This is a genomic window from Pectobacterium carotovorum (assembly GCA_016415585.1).
Taxonomy (GTDB): Bacteria; Pseudomonadota; Gammaproteobacteria; order Enterobacterales; family Enterobacteriaceae; genus Pectobacterium; species Pectobacterium carotovorum_K.
On record CP066552.1, the window covers coordinates 2,434,542 to 2,450,393 of the forward strand.

General features: G+C 52.3%; 12 protein-coding genes. 6 read left to right on the top strand and 6 right to left on the bottom strand.

Annotation, left to right across the window (positions count from 1 at the left end; translation table 11 throughout):
* The first annotated feature begins 41 nt into the window (after window positions 1–41).
* From JFY74_10755 to pptA, 4 genes are all read left to right on the top strand, one after another.
* On the top strand, window positions 42–656 hold the full coding sequence (locus JFY74_10755; GenBank protein QQG26637.1) for a TetR/AcrR family transcriptional regulator: 615 nt from the start codon (window positions 42–44) through the stop codon (window positions 654–656).
* A gap of 75 nt (window positions 657–731) precedes the next feature.
* On the top strand, window positions 732–1,841 hold the full coding sequence (locus JFY74_10760) for an efflux RND transporter periplasmic adaptor subunit (GenBank protein ID QQG26638.1): 1,110 nt from the start codon (window positions 732–734) through the stop codon (window positions 1,839–1,841).
* Entirely contained in the window at window positions 1,838–4,927 is a 3,090-nt protein-coding gene (locus JFY74_10765; GenBank protein ID QQG26639.1) for an efflux RND transporter permease subunit, read from the top strand. The genes JFY74_10760 and JFY74_10765 overlap by 4 nt, the downstream gene beginning before the upstream one ends.
* A 741-nt stretch (window positions 4,928–5,668) precedes the next feature.
* Complete coding sequence (gene pptA, locus JFY74_10770) at window positions 5,669–5,899, top strand: tautomerase PptA (protein QQG26640.1); 231 nt, start codon at window positions 5,669–5,671, stop codon at window positions 5,897–5,899.
* Between the two features lie 148 nt (window positions 5,900–6,047).
* On the opposite strand, the gene JFY74_10775 is transcribed toward pptA, so the two are convergent.
* The 4 genes from JFY74_10775 to JFY74_10790 all read right to left on the bottom strand — a co-directional run bounded on the left by JFY74_10775 (window position 6,048) and on the right by JFY74_10790 (window position 10,915).
* Window positions 6,048–7,559, bottom strand: coding sequence for an aspartate aminotransferase family protein (locus JFY74_10775; GenBank protein ID QQG26641.1), 1,512 nt, complete (start codon window positions 7,557–7,559; stop codon window positions 6,048–6,050).
* A 9-nt stretch (window positions 7,560–7,568) separates the two neighbouring features.
* Window positions 7,569–8,954 carry a diaminobutyrate--2-oxoglutarate transaminase gene (locus JFY74_10780; GenBank protein QQG26642.1) on the bottom strand — a complete coding sequence of 462 codons (1,386 nt, stop codon included), beginning with the start codon at window positions 8,952–8,954 and terminating at the stop codon, window positions 7,569–7,571.
* Between the two features lie 372 nt (window positions 8,955–9,326).
* Window positions 9,327–10,622 (bottom strand): glycoside hydrolase family 10 protein, encoded by a 1,296-nt coding sequence (locus JFY74_10785; protein QQG26643.1) that lies wholly within the window; start codon window positions 10,620–10,622, stop codon window positions 9,327–9,329.
* 5 nt (window positions 10,623–10,627) lie between these two features.
* Window positions 10,628–10,915, bottom strand: a complete 288-nt coding sequence (locus tag JFY74_10790; GenBank protein QQG26644.1) for a DUF2132 domain-containing protein — start codon at window positions 10,913–10,915, stop codon at window positions 10,628–10,630.
* Between the two features lie 555 nt (window positions 10,916–11,470).
* Between JFY74_10790 and JFY74_10795 the strand changes: the two genes are divergently transcribed.
* Window positions 11,471–12,955 (top strand): PhoPQ-regulated protein, encoded by a 1,485-nt coding sequence (locus JFY74_10795; protein ID QQG26645.1) that lies wholly within the window; start codon window positions 11,471–11,473, stop codon window positions 12,953–12,955.
* Between the two features lie 479 nt (window positions 12,956–13,434).
* Here JFY74_10795 and JFY74_10800 read toward each other — a convergent pair whose 3' ends face one another.
* Entirely contained in the window at window positions 13,435–13,962 is a 528-nt protein-coding gene (locus tag JFY74_10800; GenBank protein QQG26646.1) for a MarR family transcriptional regulator, read from the bottom strand.
* A gap of 62 nt (window positions 13,963–14,024) precedes the next feature.
* On the opposite strand from JFY74_10800, the gene JFY74_10805 reads away from it, so the two are divergent.
* The gene (locus JFY74_10805) at window positions 14,025–14,897 is read left to right on the top strand and encodes an EamA family transporter (protein ID QQG26647.1); all 873 of its coding nucleotides are present in this window, start codon (window positions 14,025–14,027) and stop codon (window positions 14,895–14,897) included.
* Window positions 14,898–15,165: 268 nt separating this feature from the next.
* Here the strand turns inward: JFY74_10805 and narI are convergent, their stop codons facing one another.
* Window positions 15,166–15,843 carry a respiratory nitrate reductase subunit gamma gene (gene narI, locus JFY74_10810; protein QQG30515.1) on the bottom strand — a complete coding sequence of 226 codons (678 nt, stop codon included), beginning with the start codon at window positions 15,841–15,843 and terminating at the stop codon, window positions 15,166–15,168.
* Between the last annotated feature and the right edge of the window lie 9 nt (window positions 15,844–15,852).

Sequence of the window (15,852 nt, forward strand, 5' to 3'; positions counted from 1 at the left end):
CACTCGTTGTCAATCAGGGCTCATTGAGCTAAGCTGGAAAAATGACTAAACACATAAATGTACATCCCCCAAGGGGGCCATCAGATCACAGTGTGCGTGATCAGGTCGTTGACGCTGCCACAGAGCATTTCGGGCATTTTGGTTACGAGAAAACCACAGTGTCAGAACTGGCTAAATCAATAGGGTTTTCAAAATCCTACATCTATAAATTTTTCGATTCCAAGCAGGCGATCGGCGAGGTGATCTGCACTAACCGGCTGGCGATGATCATGGCGATTGTCAATTCAGCGATTGCAGATGCCCCGTCGGCCTCCGAAAAGTTGCGGCGTTTATTCAGGGCACTGACTGAAGCCGGCAGTGATTTGTTTTTTCACGATCGCAAGCTTTATGACATTGCTGCCGTGGCGGCGCGGGATAAGTGGCCGTCGGCAGAGGCTCATGAAGAGCGTCTGAGAACACTGATTGAACAAATCATTGTTGAAGGGCGGCAGGCGGGCGAGTTTGAACGAAAAACGCCGCTGGATGAGGCGGCGCACGCGATATATCTGGTCATGCGGCCTTACATCAGTCCGGTACAGTTGCAATACAATCTGGAAACGGCACCGGCGGCTGCGGCGCTCCTGTCCTCACTGATACTGAGAAGTCTGTCACCCTGAATAGTGACTATTGACATTATTGGTCACTAGTCTGAGAATGCGGTTACTGTCCTGCTAATTCAATTAAGGGAACCCATGCTCAGGCTTAATCCTGCCACCTTTGCTGTTTGCCTGTTGCCGCTTGCCCTTGTGGCCTGCGGCGACTCTTCCGGCACCGACGATCCCCGTACTCAGCCTCCTCTGGTCAGGTCTGCGACCGTGGTGAGTGCTGCCGATGCCTCCCGCGCATTTACCGGCGTTGTTGTCGCCCGGATTCAAAGCGACCTCGGTTTCAGAGTGCAGGGCAAAATCCTTGAACGCCTGGTCGATACCGGCCAGACCGTTAAACGCGGTCAGCCATTGATGCGTCTGGATCCGGTTGACCTGAGTCTGCAGGCACAGGCTCAGCAACAGACCGTCGCGGCGGCACGGGCCCGTGCAAGACAAGCGACTGATGACGAGGTGCGCTATCGCGGTCTGGTCGCTGCAGGCGCAGTGTCGGCATCGGCCTACGATCAGATAAAGGCCGCCGCCGATACGGCCAAAGCGGAACTCAGTGCGGCTCAGGCCCAGGCCAATGTGGCGCAAAACGCCACGGGCTACGCCGTGCTGCTGGCTGACGCCGACGGCGTGGTCATGGATACGCTGGCTGAACCCGGTCAGGTTGTCAGTGCCGGGCAGCCGGTGGTCCGGCTGGCCAGAGCAGGGCAGCGCGAGGCCATCGTGCAGTTGCCTGAGACGTTACGCCCGGCAGCCGGAAGCGAGGGCGAAGCAACGTTGTACGGTACCGGTAAACAGACTGTCTCTGCGAAACTGCGGCTCCTGTCCGATGCAGCAGATCCGCTAACCCGCACCTTCGAGGCGAGATATGTGCTAGAGGGAGTACTGGCGAATGCTCCGCTGGGATCCACCGTTACGCTGCATATTTCAGACGATAAATTACCGGGCCAGGTGATGCAGGTACCTTTAGCGGCCATCTATGATCCTGGCAAAGGGCCGGGTGTCTGGGTGATTTCTGGTAAACCCGCCAAAGTGTCATGGCGGCCCGTGCAGGTGCAGGGATTGGGTGACGATTCGGCGATGGTGACAGGTTCTCTTAAGCCGGGAGAGCAGGTGGTCGCCCTGGGGGCGCATCTGCTGCATGACGGTGAGGCCGTACGCATGGTCGCACTAAGCGATGCCAGCGTCGCCGGGAGCCAGCCATGAGCGGGGGGCGATTCAATCTTTCAGCCCTCGCCGTGCGTGAGCGCTCAATCACACTGTTCCTTATTATCCTGATTACGGTTGCGGGCATTCTCTCGTTTTTTGAACTGGGACGGGCTGAAGACCCACCGTTTACGGTCAAGCAGATGACGATTATTTCTGCCTGGCCGGGCGCTACCGCGCAGGAGATGCAGGATCAGGTTGCCGAACCGCTTGAAAAGCGTATGCAGGAGCTCAAGTGGTATGACCGTAGTGAAACCTACACCCGTCCCGGTCTGGCTTTTACCATGCTGTCGCTGCAGGACAGCACGCCGCCCTCACAGGTGCAGGAAGAGTTCTATCAGGCGCGTAAAAAGCTGGGCGATGAGGTCAAAAACCTGCCAGCAGGCGTCATCGGGCCGATGGTCAATGATGAATTCTCTGATGTGACCTTTGCACTTTTTGCGCTGAAGGCGAAAGGAGAGCCACAGCGGCTGCTGGTACGCGATGCGGAATCGTTACGCCAACGTCTTTTACATGTGCCAGGGGTCAAGAAGGTCAATATCATCGGCGAGCAGGCTGAACGTATCTATGTCTCGTTCTCGCATGACCGACTGGCCACGCTGGGCATTTCCCCTCAGGATATTTTCTCAGCCCTCAACAACCAGAACGTACTGACGCCCGCCGGTTCGATTGACACCAAAGGACCGCAGGTCTTTATCCGCCTGGACGGTGCCTTTGACAAACTGGAGAAAATCCGCGAAACCCCTATCGTGGTACAGGGCAGAAATTTGCAGCTTTCTGACGTGGCAACCGTTGAACGAGGCTACGAAGATCCTGCTACCCTCCTGATCCGCAATCAGGGTGAACCGGCGCTGCTGCTGGGCATCGTTATGCGGGACGGCTGGAATGGTCTGGATTTGGGTAAGGCGCTGGATGCGGAAACGGCCAACATCAATGAGGGCATGCCCCTGGGCATGATCCTGACCAAAGTCACCGATCAGTCAGTCAACATCAGCTCCGCCGTTGACGAGTTCATGATCAAATTCTTTGTCGCGCTGCTGGTAGTGATGGTGGTGTGCTTCGTCAGTATGGGATGGCGTGTGGGCGTGGTGGTTGCGGCAGCGGTGCCACTGACGCTGGCGATTGTCTTTGTAGTGATGGAGGCTTCCGGCAAAAACTTTGACCGTATTACCCTGGGCTCGTTGATCCTGGCGCTCGGGTTGCTGGTCGATGATGCCATCATCGCCATTGAAATGATGGTGGTGAAAATGGAAGAAGGCTACGACCGCATCAAAGCCTCGGCCTATGCCTGGAGCCATACGGCGGCCCCGATGCTGGCAGGCACGCTGGTCACCGCCGTCGGATTCATGCCCAACGGTTTTGCCCAGTCCACAGCCGGCGAATACACCAGCAACATGTTCTGGATTGTCGGTATAGCCCTGATTGCTTCCTGGATTGTGGCGGTGGTCTTTACGCCTTATCTGGGCGTAAAAATGCTGCCGAAAATAAAAACTGTGGAGGGCGGGCATGCGGCTATTTACAACACCCGTCATTACAACCGTTTTCGCTGGGTACTGACCCGCGTCATTGCGCGCAAGTGGATAGTTGCCGGTACCGTTATTGCCGTCTTTACGATCACTATACTCGGCATGGGGCTGGTGAAAAAACAATTTTTCCCTACCTCCGACCGCCCGGAGGTACTGGTTGAAGTGCAGATGCCTTATGGCACTTCTATTGAGCAGACCAGTGTCACCACGGAGAAAATCGAAGCCTGGCTGAGAAAGCAGAAAGAGGCAAAAATCATTACGTCCTATATCGGGCAGGGGTCGCCGCGCTTCTATCTGGCCATGGCACCTGAGCTGCCCGATCCGTCGTTTGCGAAAATTGTCGTGCTGACGGACAGCGAGGAATCGCGCGAGGCGCTCAAGTTCAGACTGCGTGAAGCGGCGGCCAGCGGCCTGGCACCTGAGGCGCGCTTGCGTGTAACCCAACTGGTGTTTGGTCCGTATTCACCCTATCCGGTGGCTTACCGGGTCATGGGGCCGGATCCCACCATACTGCGCGAAATCGCAGACAAGGTCGAAAAGGTGATGCAGGCCAGCCCGATGATGAGAACCGTCAACACCGACTGGGGGCCGCGGGTGCCAGCGTTGCATTTCACCCTCAATCAGGACCGTCTACAGGCGGTGGGGTTGACATCGAATGCGGTCGCGCAGCAGCTTCAGTTCCTGCTTTCAGGCGTTCCTATCACCGCAGTGCGTGAAGATATTCGTTCGGTACAGGTCATGGGGCGCGCGGCGGGGGATATCCGTCTCGATCCGGCAAAAATAGCGGGCTTTACCTTAGGGGGGGCTTCTGGCCAGCGCATTCCGCTGTCGCAGATAGGGGAGGTTGAGATTCAAATGGAAGATCCTGTCCTGCGCCGTCGCGATCGTACGCCGACCATTACCGTGCGGGGAGACATTGCCGAAAATCTGCAACCACCGGACGTGTCCACGGCAGTTATGAAAGAGCTACAGCCTGTAATTGATACACTTCCGGCAGGATACCGCATTGAGCAGGCCGGGCCGATTGAAGAATCAGCGAAAGCGACCAAAGCAATGGCACCGCTGTTCCCTGTCATGATCGCCATGACGCTGTTGATTATTATCCTGCAGGTGCGGTCGATGTCGGCGATGGTTATGGTATTCCTCACTGCCCCGCTGGGGCTTATTGGGGTAGTGCCAACGCTGCTTGTGTTTAACCAGCCGTTTGGCATTAATGCTCTGGTAGGACTGATTGCGCTGTCGGGCATCCTGATGCGTAACACCTTGATCCTGATAGGGCAGATCCATCACAACGAACAGGCAGGGCTGGCACAATTCGATGCGGTGGTGGAGGCGACGGTGCAACGAGCGCGGCCTGTGTTGCTGACGGCGATGGCCGCCATTCTGGCGTTTATCCCGCTCACGCACTCGGTGTTCTGGGGAACGCTGGCCTATACCCTGATTGGCGGGACCTTTGGTGGCACTATCATCACGCTGGTGTTCCTGCCTGCTATGTATGCCATCTGGTTCAAGATACGTCCTGCTAGTACACAGCAGAATGAAAAGCTGTCATTAACGTAAGCCGACCCGGAGTCATTGGCTGAAGCGTATAATTTCCGTTTAGTCCCACCTCAGATCATTGTCACAGGGCGATGGTCTGTGGTTTTCCTGTATCCGCCACAGTTCTGGCTCTTGCCATCGCGCACGATTTGTTCGAGGGTGAAACACTTACGGGTGCGCTATCCGTGACCATGAGCGCAACGGTGACCTGCTCCCATTTTATTAATAAACGGCGAAGTAGTGATACTCCCATCTGGCTGTAAGAAAACTGCGAACTTCCGCTCATCGCTCAAAGCTGCCTGTCAACGTGGTCAATCTTACTGACCGCAGCCCAGGAGTACAAAAAACAACCTTAACGTACAATAATTTTCGATATCCAAACTGACCCCGAGTAGGGACATCACGTTTCCTGATTGTCGGCTTCTACCGCAGCGTACAATCGTTCAAAGATATCGGGAAAAGCAGACTGCACACGGCTCTAACTCGGTACAAAGGGTTTATCGCCAGGGCTATCGCTGTAGGCATGGCCAGAAAGCGGAGATAGTCTGAATTGCCGTAGGCCTTTTGCGGCGATTTCAGTAACGGATCGGTCGCCAACAGTGGCCTGAATGACACACTTCGATGAATTTAGGCCAATTTATCTCAAGCGGATTGTTTATCATCAGGCGAACTATCCTATTGCCGTCTTCATGAACACTGGTTATCTTGACTAACTAGCTATCTTAACCAACGTGCTGTTTCATCACTGAAAAGGACAATTTCATGCCTCATATTGATGTCAAACACTTCCCAAGAAACCTGTCTGAAGAAGAGAAGAAAGTTGTCGCGGAAGATCTTGCTACGGTTCTGAAGAAGCACTTCGGTTCTTCCGACGACTCGCTTTCTGTGGCGTTTAACGAAATTCAGCCAGAGCGCTGGAAAGATGACGTTTACGATCCATTCATCAAACCGCAGTTGGATACGTTGGCGAAAAAACCGGGATACTCGTATTAATTCGCCCGCATCCTGATGGATTAATTTGCCTGCTCCGAAACGTTTTCCACTGTAGCGGAGCGGGTTGACCACCACGGGTTATAAGCAATAAAAAGCCGATAACCTGTTAAGTGTTATCGGCTTTTTACCATGCGGTAAAGCAGGGGGATTACGCGGTCAGCAGAGGCTGTGCCGTGCTTTCAACCAGATCCAGCAGGACTTTGACATCGTCCAGGCTGACCGTTGGGTTCAGCAACGTCAGTTTCAGGCAGGTAACACCGTTAAATTCGGTGACGCCTACGTTGGCACGACCTGATTCCAGCAGTGCATCGCCAATGCGTTGGTTCAGCAAAGCGATAGTCGCATCATCCACTGTCGCCAGCTGTTGCGGACGGAAACGGAACAGTACGCTTGCCAGCTGTGGCTGCATCACCAATTCCAGTGAGGCATGTTCATCCACATACTGGGCAACCTGTTGCGCCAGCGTGACGCCGTGATCGATGATCGCGGCGTACTGCTGTTGGCCTAATGCTTCCAGACCCATCCACAGTTTCAGCGCATCAAAACGGCGCGTCGTCTGCAATGATTTCGACACCAGATTAGGGACGCCCTGTGCTTCATCGAACTCAGAGTTCAGGTAAGCCGCTTGATAGCGCATCAGTTCATAGTGACGAGCTTCTTTCAGCAAGAAAGCGCCGCAGCTGATGGTCTGGAAGAATTGTTTGTGGAAATCCAACGTGATGGAATCCACCAACTCAATGCCGTCCAGATAATCGCGATACTTCTCGGACAACAGCAGTGCACCGCCCCAAGCTGCATCAACGTGTACCCAAATCTGATGTTCTGCCGCCAGTGTTGCAATCGCCCGCAGAGGATCGATCGCACCGGCATCAGTGGTACCTGCCGTCGCCACAATCGCCAGAATCTGCTCGCCGTTAGCCTTGGCCAGCGCCATTTTCTCCGCTAAATCATTCAGATCCATCCGCGCGAAGCGATCGGTTTTCACCAGCGTAACGCATTGATAACCCAGACCCAGTAAAGCCATGTTCTTTTGCACCGAGAAATGGGCATTTTCAGAACAGAACACTTTAATTTTCTTCAGGTTACCAACCAATCCATCTTGCTGGATCGAATGTCCCTGACGGGCAAAGAAGGCATCACGCGCCAGCATCAAACCCATCAGGTTACTCTGGGTGCCACCACTGGTGAACACGCCAGCGTCACCAGACTGGTAGCCTACCTGAGTGCGCAGCCACTCAATCAGCTTCATCTCGATGATGGTCGCAGACGGGCTTTGATCCCAAGAGTCCATGCTCTGGTTCGTGGCATTAATCAAGACTTCCGCTGCCTGACTGACCACCAAACTCGGGCAGTGCAGGTGAGCGACGCACTGCGGATGATGCACCGACAGGCTGTCTTTCAAAAAGTACTCAATCGCACGCTCAATAGCGGCCTGGTTACCCAGGCCCTGAGGATTAAAATCCAGCGTGATGCGCTCACGCAGTTCAGCAACAGTTTTCCCCTGATACATCTCAGGCTGTTGCAGCCACTGCATGACGGCTTGGCTACTTTGCGTAATCGCATCCTGATAGGCCTCAATGCTTTGTGCCGAGGAGGCCAGAATCGGGTTGATTTTTGTTTCCACTGCTTCTGTTTCCACTAATTGGGACATCGTGGTCATTCGCTCCACTCAGACTGGCTTCACGCCAGCAGACAGCAGGGCGTTTTCAAATTTATCCAGGAAGATTTCCAATTCAGCATTGCTGATCAACAGGGAAGGCAGCAGACGCAGAACGCAACCATGACGGCCACCACGCTCCAAAATCAGGCCCGTTTCAAAGCATTTTTTCTGCAACAGGGCAGACAGCTCGCCGTCAGCCGGGTAGCAACCCATGTGATCCTGCGCTTCATTAGGCTTAACAATCTCAATCCCGATCATTAATCCCAGACCGCGAATGTGGCCGATCACCGGATAACGTTTTTGCAGCTCAGCCAGTTTGGCTTTCAGCCATTCACCTTGCTCAGCGACTTTATTGGCTACCTGATTGTCTTTGAGGTGCTTCAGCGTCGTCAGGCCAGTTGCCATTGCCAGTTGGTTACCGCGGAAGGTACCGGTATGGTGACCCGGAGCCCAGGCATCGAACTGCTTTTTGATACCCAGAACGGCTAATGGCAAGCCGCCCCCCACTGCTTTAGACATCACGATGATATCTGGCTCAATGCCAGCGTGTTCAAAGGCGAAGAATTTACCAGTACGAGCAAAGCCCGCCTGCACTTCGTCGATGATCAGCAGGATGCCGTGTTCCTGCGTCACTTTACGGATGCGTTGCAACCACTCGACGGGTGCCGGGTTAACGCCGCCTTCACCCTGAACCGCTTCCAGAATGACCGCTGCTGGTTTGCGCACGCCACTCTCAACGTCATTGATCAGGTTTTCAAAGTAGTAGGTTAATGCTTTCACACCCGCTTCACCGCCAATGCCCAGCGGGCAGCGGTACTCATGCGGATAAGGCATAAACTGGACTTCAGGCATCATACCGTCGACCGCTTCTTTCGGTGACAGGTTACCCGTTACCGACAGCGCGCCATGCGTCATGCCGTGGTAGCCACCGGAGAAACTGATCACACCAGCACGACCGGTGTATTTTTTTGCCAGTTTCAGCGCAGCTTCGACCGCATCGGCGCCAGAAGGGCCGGTAAATTGGAGGCAGTACTCTTTGCCCTGACCAGGCAATAAGGAAAGCAGATATTCGGAGAACTGATCTTTCAACGGCGTTGTCAGATCAAGTGTATGTAACGGCAAGCCGCTAGTAATGACACGTTGGATGCTTTGCAGCACGTCAGGATGGTTATGTCCAAGCGCCAGCGTTCCCGCCCCGGCCAGACAATCAAGATATTGATTATTCTCAACATCGGTGATCCACACGCCTTCGGCTTTCGCCATTGCCAGAGGCAATTTGCGTGGATAACTCCTCACGTTCGATTCAAATTCAGCTTGTCTTGCCAAATAGGTTTCATTGTTTCCGTTTAATGAATTCGCACCTAAACTGTCAATACGGACTTTATCCGTCATCATATCTCTCCTACAACCGTGGAGGTTATTGGGACACCACAGTTGAATAAATGAATTAAGCATGCAACTGCTATAAGAAAAACGCGGTCAATATAGGGTTTTTCAGTCACCGACTCAATGATTTATTTCGTTTCGAAACTTTTATTTTTTCACATAAAAATCAATTAGTTGAATGATTGATTACTCATCATGATGCCACGACCATCTTACATGCTTATTAAATAAGCAAAAAAAATCCTCATCTGACAGAATTTTTACGCTGAAAAGGTGGTAACGAGCGGAGTAAATAGCACTTTTAGCTAGGGTTACATTTACCCAATAAATAGTAGGCAAAAAATAGAGAAAGGCGTAGACGTAGTGCGGGTTAGCGCCCGGTTAAATCGGGTTCCAGCGATTTCTGAGATAATTAACCGCTTCCTGAGTCTGTGGCTGATTGAGATAGTTCTCTCTGAACAGAATCGTACCGTTAATTTGCGGCATAGAATCGTTCAAATCGAGCTGCTTTTTCAGCTCTGGCACGCCGCCATTTATTGTCCAGTCCGGCTCATTCTTTGAAGGTTCACCCACTTTATATAGCGCAACGCCAATATAAAGGCGCGTTTTTGTCGGCTTCACCACATCTGCCCACCATTTTGCCAATACATCGTAGCGAGCCGCATCGCGCGCGAAAGGCCAGTATATTTGTGGAGCGATGTAATCCAGCATCCCTTGTTGCACCCATTGCCGAGTATCGGCATAAGCCTCATCATAGGCCGCAGCGCCTCGCGTGTCGGAGCCTGCCGCATCGTGTGACCGGTTGCGCCACACGCCTGCGGGACTTACACCGAATTCAACCTCGGGTTTCAGCTGCTTGATAGTGCGCGACACCTGCTCAATCAATAACTGCGTATTGTGCCGCCTCCAGTCCGCCTTTGAGCCAAATCCCTGACCATATTTCTTAAAAGTCTCACCATCGTTAAGCATCGAGCCGGATGATTCGGCATAGAAGTAATCATCGAACTGCACACCATCAATAGGGTAATGCGCCACGACTTCGGCCACGATACTGGTGATCCAGCTTCGCGCTTCTGGGATACCTGGGTCGAGCACAAAGCGATCGCCTGCCGTGCGAATCCAGTCACGATGCAACACAAATACGCTGGCAGGATTTTGCGACAGGGTGCGATTGAGTTCCGTCACGGTTGCAGATTTAGTGTTAACGGAGACGCGATAGGGATTAAACCAGGCATGGACTTTCATACCGCGTTTGTGCGCTTCATCCAGCATGAACTGTAGCGGATCGTAGCCCGGCTCCTCACCAATATTGCCCGTTAACGTATCTGACCAGGGCAATATTTTAGAGGGCCAGAGCGCGGTACCATCAGGCTTAACCTGGAAAAATACGGTATTGATACCAAGATTTTTCAATTTATCCAGCTTGCCTTTCAGCGCGTCTTGCTGTTGAGTTATGCGGCTAGCAGGGCTGCTGGCATTGACGGATGCCATCGGCGGCCAATCCAAGCGGGAGACTGTCGCCAGCCAAACACCGCGCATGGGTTCCTTATTCTGCTGAGATTTCGCCGGAAGCGGCTGTGTAGCAGGAGGAAGCGGGGTGACAAGCGAACTCGGTGGTTTAGACGCGCAACCGACAAGTAGAAGCGCAGCAGTAATAAGTACGACCGGCTTTTTCACGTTGGTTAGCTCTTATTTCTGCGGCTATTAGCCCAAGGATCAACGGCGCTATCATCTGGTTTTACGGGAGCGGAACCGTCCAGAGAATCAAGGTACAGTGCTTCAACTTCGGTACGCGCCCAGGGTGTCCGACGCAGAAACTTTAAACTGGATTTAACGCTTGGATCGCTTTTAAAGCAATTGATGTTGATCCGTTTACCCAACTCAACCCAGCCAAAACGGGCAACCAGCGCATTGACTTGCATTTCAAGTGTTACGCCATGCAAAGGATCTTTAGAAGTATGAGCTGTCATGTAACGTCCGGGTAGTTTTAGATATTTATTCAGATTGAGCCTGTAACAGGGGGAAGGTTACAAGAAAGTAGGTCGGCCAGCAATGATTCAAGCCGCGACACGATCGCATTGGAAATGAACCAGCATGCATTTCTTGGCACATGGCCTTATGACTTGTCAGCGATCCCGATCAACGTACATGATTTTCAGTGGTGAGGACTGGTTCGTGAAGTAATTGTGCATTAAACAATATTTAACATAATATACATTATGCGCACCAATGGAAGGAATGGCAGGAACTGGCCGTTCTACTGAGTAAATCTTCTCCCCGCATCCGCAAAACTCTTTTTTGCCTATAATGCACTAAACTAAGCGACGAGTTTAAACCATGACAACTGCAGTCTTAACGCAGGGGTAAGCATCGGTGCCGTTGCAAGGGAATTCGGCACATCACGACAAACTGTTATTCGTTTGCGGGATAAGGCCGAAGGTTAACATGCAGTAATAAAGCTGATGACCATGATGGTTAGTGGCCTATGATGAATGCGTTTTTTACCTTCTAAAAGGAGTTTCTTGATGAAAGTTAGAACATTATATATGGCGATGCTGTTTATCTCGCCTAGTTGTTTGGCGTTGTCTGCGGGTGAAAACAATAAAAATATCAATCTGACGCATGTCATTTCTGATTACCGGATATCACTTGCGTCACTTCCTCTCGATTATTCTCTCCTGGAAAAACAACAACTCCCCGGGGTTATACTGCAGAAATATAACCTGAATTCACAGGTGTGGTCTCCACAAGGCGTCGTTTCCCCGGAACGCTGGCAGAACGAGGTGCATATCTATATTCCTGATTCAGCCAGAGAGAAAAATGCGCTTGTTGTTATCAATAACGGCAGCAACAATAATGACTCAGGCAGCCCTGTGGTGCCCACAAACTTCAGTGAGGAAGAACTTTCACGTATTGCGGTTGCCACACGAACTGTTGTTATATCCGTCAGTAACGTTCCTAATCAGGTGCTAAGTTATCAGGGAGTTACAACACCTCTGGGTGAAGATGACAGCGTGGCATATTCCTGGAAACTGTTTATCGGTGATACTCGGAAATACCAGAACGCGTCCCTTCATATCCCTATGGCGGCGTCGGTATCGCAGGCCTTCAGGCTGGCGAAGAAAGAACTGGCACAACAGAATATTACTAAATTTATTGTCACCGGAGCCTCCAAACGCGGCTGGGCCGCGTGGCTGACAGCGCTGTCGGACCCAGACGTCGATGCCGTTGTTCCTTTCGTTGTGGATCTGCTGGATACTAAAAAGTCTCTTGAACACATGTATCAGTCATACGGAAAAAACTGGCCAGTAGCCTTTTATCCGTATTATAAACAGGGCGTTGACCAGCAGATTGGTACGGATGAATTTGCAAGCCTGATGACGCTTGAAGATCCTCTGACTTATCTGAATACCGATATGGGTGACCGCCTGAAAATTGATAAATATATTATTAATGCCAGCGGTGATGATTTCTATGTACCTGACAACAGTCATTTTTATTATGACCTGTTACCCGGCTCAAAGTCCCTGCGGGTTGTACCTAACTCCACACATAACGGAATTTTGTCTGTTGCGGAGCAGTCGCTGATCACTTTTGTTAACCGTTTTCAGGGGAAGCAAAAGCTGCCTGAAATTACAGAAAAAGTACAGGGCAGCGGAAATGGGGGAAAAGAACTGATGGTCAGTTTTTCAGAGAAGCCTGCAACAGTTTTACAGTGGACAGCAAAGAACCCAGCGGCAAGGGATTTTCGCTATGCGTGCGATGTTAAATACAGTTCAGCTCCCGTCAGTCCGGCAGGCGGCGAGATACTCAGTATTCCGCTGACAACCCCGGACGGCGGATGGCAGGCGACCTACGTTGAAGCAACCTTCAGCGACGGGTATGTTGCCACAACACAGGTGTACATCACGCCGGACGAAAAATATCCGGAAACAGCGCCGCCGTCGACAGGGGCTGTCTGTCAGACTCTTCCTGGCCGGGGACTGAATCCCGCATCAGTGAAGCAGTAATGTCACAGCCACAATTCACGTCTGTAAACCCGGCGGCAATAGCTGCCGGGTTTACATGTTGTCATGTTGACGCTTCGCTCACGTTAAGTCTAAAAGGACAGATATATTCATGGGAATTTCTACACACAAGCTTTCTGACGGCATCGTTTTCAACATAACGAGTCGTACATTATGCGAACCAATGGGCAAGGAGACTGAATCTGGCGTTCTGGCCAGCGTGATTGGCTTCATCCGTTATCGCTGATACGTTCTCTTGTCTTCGACCATCAGCCGCTTAAATCGTTGAACAAGGTTTCAAAGAAATCATGCGGATCAGGTTTACATAAAAATTCCTCAAGCACAGAACAGACAGAAAAAATGTTTTCCGCTGCGGAGCCACCTAACAAAACCATTAAACACCCGCCCCTACTCCTTCGCATACAAATACACCGAACGGATTTTCGCAGTATGCGCGATTGCCTTTCCGCGTTGATAACCCGCTAAGTACGCCCAGAATGATTATCCAACCCTCGCAACAGTATCGCAAGATTAGCGTCAAGCGCAGCCAGAACCTCGGCAGGCAGCACCGATAACACCTGACGCTCATTCTCAATGTGTGCTTCAACCGCGCAATTAATCAGTTCAAGCCCCGTGCTAGTGAGTTGCACGAGCATACTGCGTGCATCCTGTTCATTCTGCACGCGTTCGATAAATCCGCGGGTTTCAAGACGTTTGAGTCGGTGAGTCATGGTGCCTGACGTCACCATCAGCGCAGAGAACAGCTCCGTCGGACTAAGGCAATGTGGTGCACCAGCACGCCGCAGCGTGGCAAGCATATCAAACTCCCAACCGCTCAGCTCGAATCTGGAGAAACAGGATTCCAGATGCTGATCCATGAGTACAGCACATCGTCTGAGGCGTCCAATCGGTCCCATGGGGCTGGCATCCAGATCGGGCCGTTCGCGCCGCCACTGTTCAAGGATGGCATCTACCGCATCGTATTCGCGTTCGCTGGTTTGATTTTTCATTTATCTTGACTTCAAGGTAATTAATCAACACTATCATGATATCTTGAATTGAAGGTAAAGTCATGAACACTACATCCTCACCACACTATTGGCGTGACGTCATACTCACGGCGCTGGCTCCCGCGATTTGGGGATCTACCTACATTGTGACATCAGAAATTCTGCCACCGGATCGTCCCTTTACGGCGGCGCTTATCCGCGTGCTGCCTGCGGGTCTGCTACTGCTCTTATTCACTCGCCGTTTTCCCGCCCGGCAAGACTGGTGGCGAGTGGTCGTACTCAGCGCCCTGAATATCGGCGTTTTTCAGGCTCTGCTGTTCGTCGCCGCTTACCGTTTACCTGGCGGGCTGGCTGCGGTACTTGGCGCGATCCAGCCGCTGTTGGTCATGGTGTTAGTCTGGGTAGTGGATCATCGTGCGCCCAGACTGGCTACGCTGTGGTCAGCGATCATCGGTGTGGGCGGCATGGCTATTTTACTGCTGTCGCCGCAGACGACATTTGAGCCCGTGGGCGTCGCGGCCGCTCTGCTGGGTGCGGTCTGTATGGCGACGGGAGTCTGGTTAACGCGTCGCTGGCAACTTGATTTGCCCGTACTGCCGCTGACCGGCTGGCAACTCTTTATCGGTGGGTTGATGCTGGCCCCCGTCGCGTGGGTAGTCGATGCGCCTCTACCTGCGTTAACGCTGTCGCAATACGCCGCCTATATCTATCTCTGCTTGGCTGGTGCTGTGATCTCTTATGGGCTGTGGTTTCGTGGCATAACCCGTCTGCCGACAATTGCCGTTGCGTCATTGGGATTATTGAGTCCGTTAACTGCCGTCGTGCTGGGCTGGGCGTTACTTTCACAGTCGATGACCGGTACGGCGTTTCTGGGTTTGGCGATCGTCTTAGCCAGCGTCTTCGCCGTGCAATGGACGACGGCGCGAAGCAAGTAATCGACTGAGCTGCCGATGACGATCGTTGTTGGCGGGGAAAGATAAAAAGGAAACGATTAAAACAGCAGCGTTATCATAACGCCGCTGTTTTAAATTGATGACTGATCTATTTGTAAAACGAAAACGGGGTAATGGAATAGAAGAGTAAAGCGTCCGCGCCAGGGATGGCGCGGCTCGAGCTTACAGGGAGGTACTTGCAGCGTCTTTACGATCTATCCATTATCCCCGCTTCACGTACTTCATCAGCAAGCCTTATTTTCTATCATACTTAGCGACGGTTACGCACTAACTGGTAGCGACGCGTCAGATACTCGACCGGTGCGCTCCAGATGTGAACCAGACGGCAGAACGGGAACAGAACGAACAGCGTCAGACCCAACACGATGTGCAGCTTAAAGATCAGCGCAACACCCGCCAGATGCTCAGATGCTCCACCCTGGAAGAACGCCACGCTCTGCGCCCAACCGACCAGTTTTAGCATTTCACTGCCGTCCATATGCTGTGCAGAGAACGGGATGGTCAGTAGACCCAAACCCGCCTGAATCACCAGCAGAGACAGAATGAGAATGTCGCCAACGCTGGACGTGGCACGAATGCGTGGGTTGGTCAGACGGCGTTTTAACAGCAGCACGCCACCGACAAACGTCAGCAGACCTGCCGCACCACCGCCGAACATCGCCATTTTCTGTTTTACATCCATTGGCAGGAAGGCTTCGTACATCCAGTGCGGCGTCAACATACCGAGGAAGTGCCCGGCAAAGACGCCCAGAATCCCCAGATGGAACAGGTTAGACGCCAGACGCATCCCTTTCTTATCCAGCATTTGGCTCGAACCTGCGCGCCAGCTGTACTGGCCGTAGTCATAACGCAGCCAACTGCCAATCAGGAAAATAGCCATCGCCAAGTAGGGATAGATGTCAAAAAAGAACACATTACTGAAGTTGATAAATGAAGA

What these genes read in the sequence shown, in the direction of transcription:
- JFY74_10755 (QQG26637.1), top strand. Translation starts at nt 42, where the DNA reads ATGACTAAACACATAAATGTACATCCCCCAAGGGGGCCATCAGATCAC.
- JFY74_10760 (QQG26638.1), top strand. Translation starts at nt 732, where the DNA reads ATGCTCAGGCTTAATCCTGCCACCTTTGCTGTTTGCCTGTTGCCGCTT.
- JFY74_10765 (QQG26639.1), top strand. Translation starts at nt 1,838, where the DNA reads ATGAGCGGGGGGCGATTCAATCTTTCAGCCCTCGCCGTGCGTGAGCGC.
- pptA (QQG26640.1), top strand. Translation starts at nt 5,669, where the DNA reads ATGCCTCATATTGATGTCAAACACTTCCCAAGAAACCTGTCTGAAGAA.
- JFY74_10775 (QQG26641.1), bottom strand. Translation starts at nt 7,559, where the DNA reads ATGACCACGATGTCCCAATTAGTGGAAACAGAAGCAGTGGAAACAAAA.
- JFY74_10780 (QQG26642.1), bottom strand. Translation starts at nt 8,954, where the DNA reads ATGATGACGGATAAAGTCCGTATTGACAGTTTAGGTGCGAATTCATTA.
- JFY74_10790 (QQG26644.1), bottom strand. Translation starts at nt 10,915, where the DNA reads ATGACAGCTCATACTTCTAAAGATCCTTTGCATGGCGTAACACTTGAA.
- JFY74_10795 (QQG26645.1), top strand. Translation starts at nt 11,471, where the DNA reads ATGAAAGTTAGAACATTATATATGGCGATGCTGTTTATCTCGCCTAGT.
- JFY74_10800 (QQG26646.1), bottom strand. Translation starts at nt 13,962, where the DNA reads ATGAAAAATCAAACCAGCGAACGCGAATACGATGCGGTAGATGCCATC.
- JFY74_10805 (QQG26647.1), top strand. Translation starts at nt 14,025, where the DNA reads ATGAACACTACATCCTCACCACACTATTGGCGTGACGTCATACTCACG.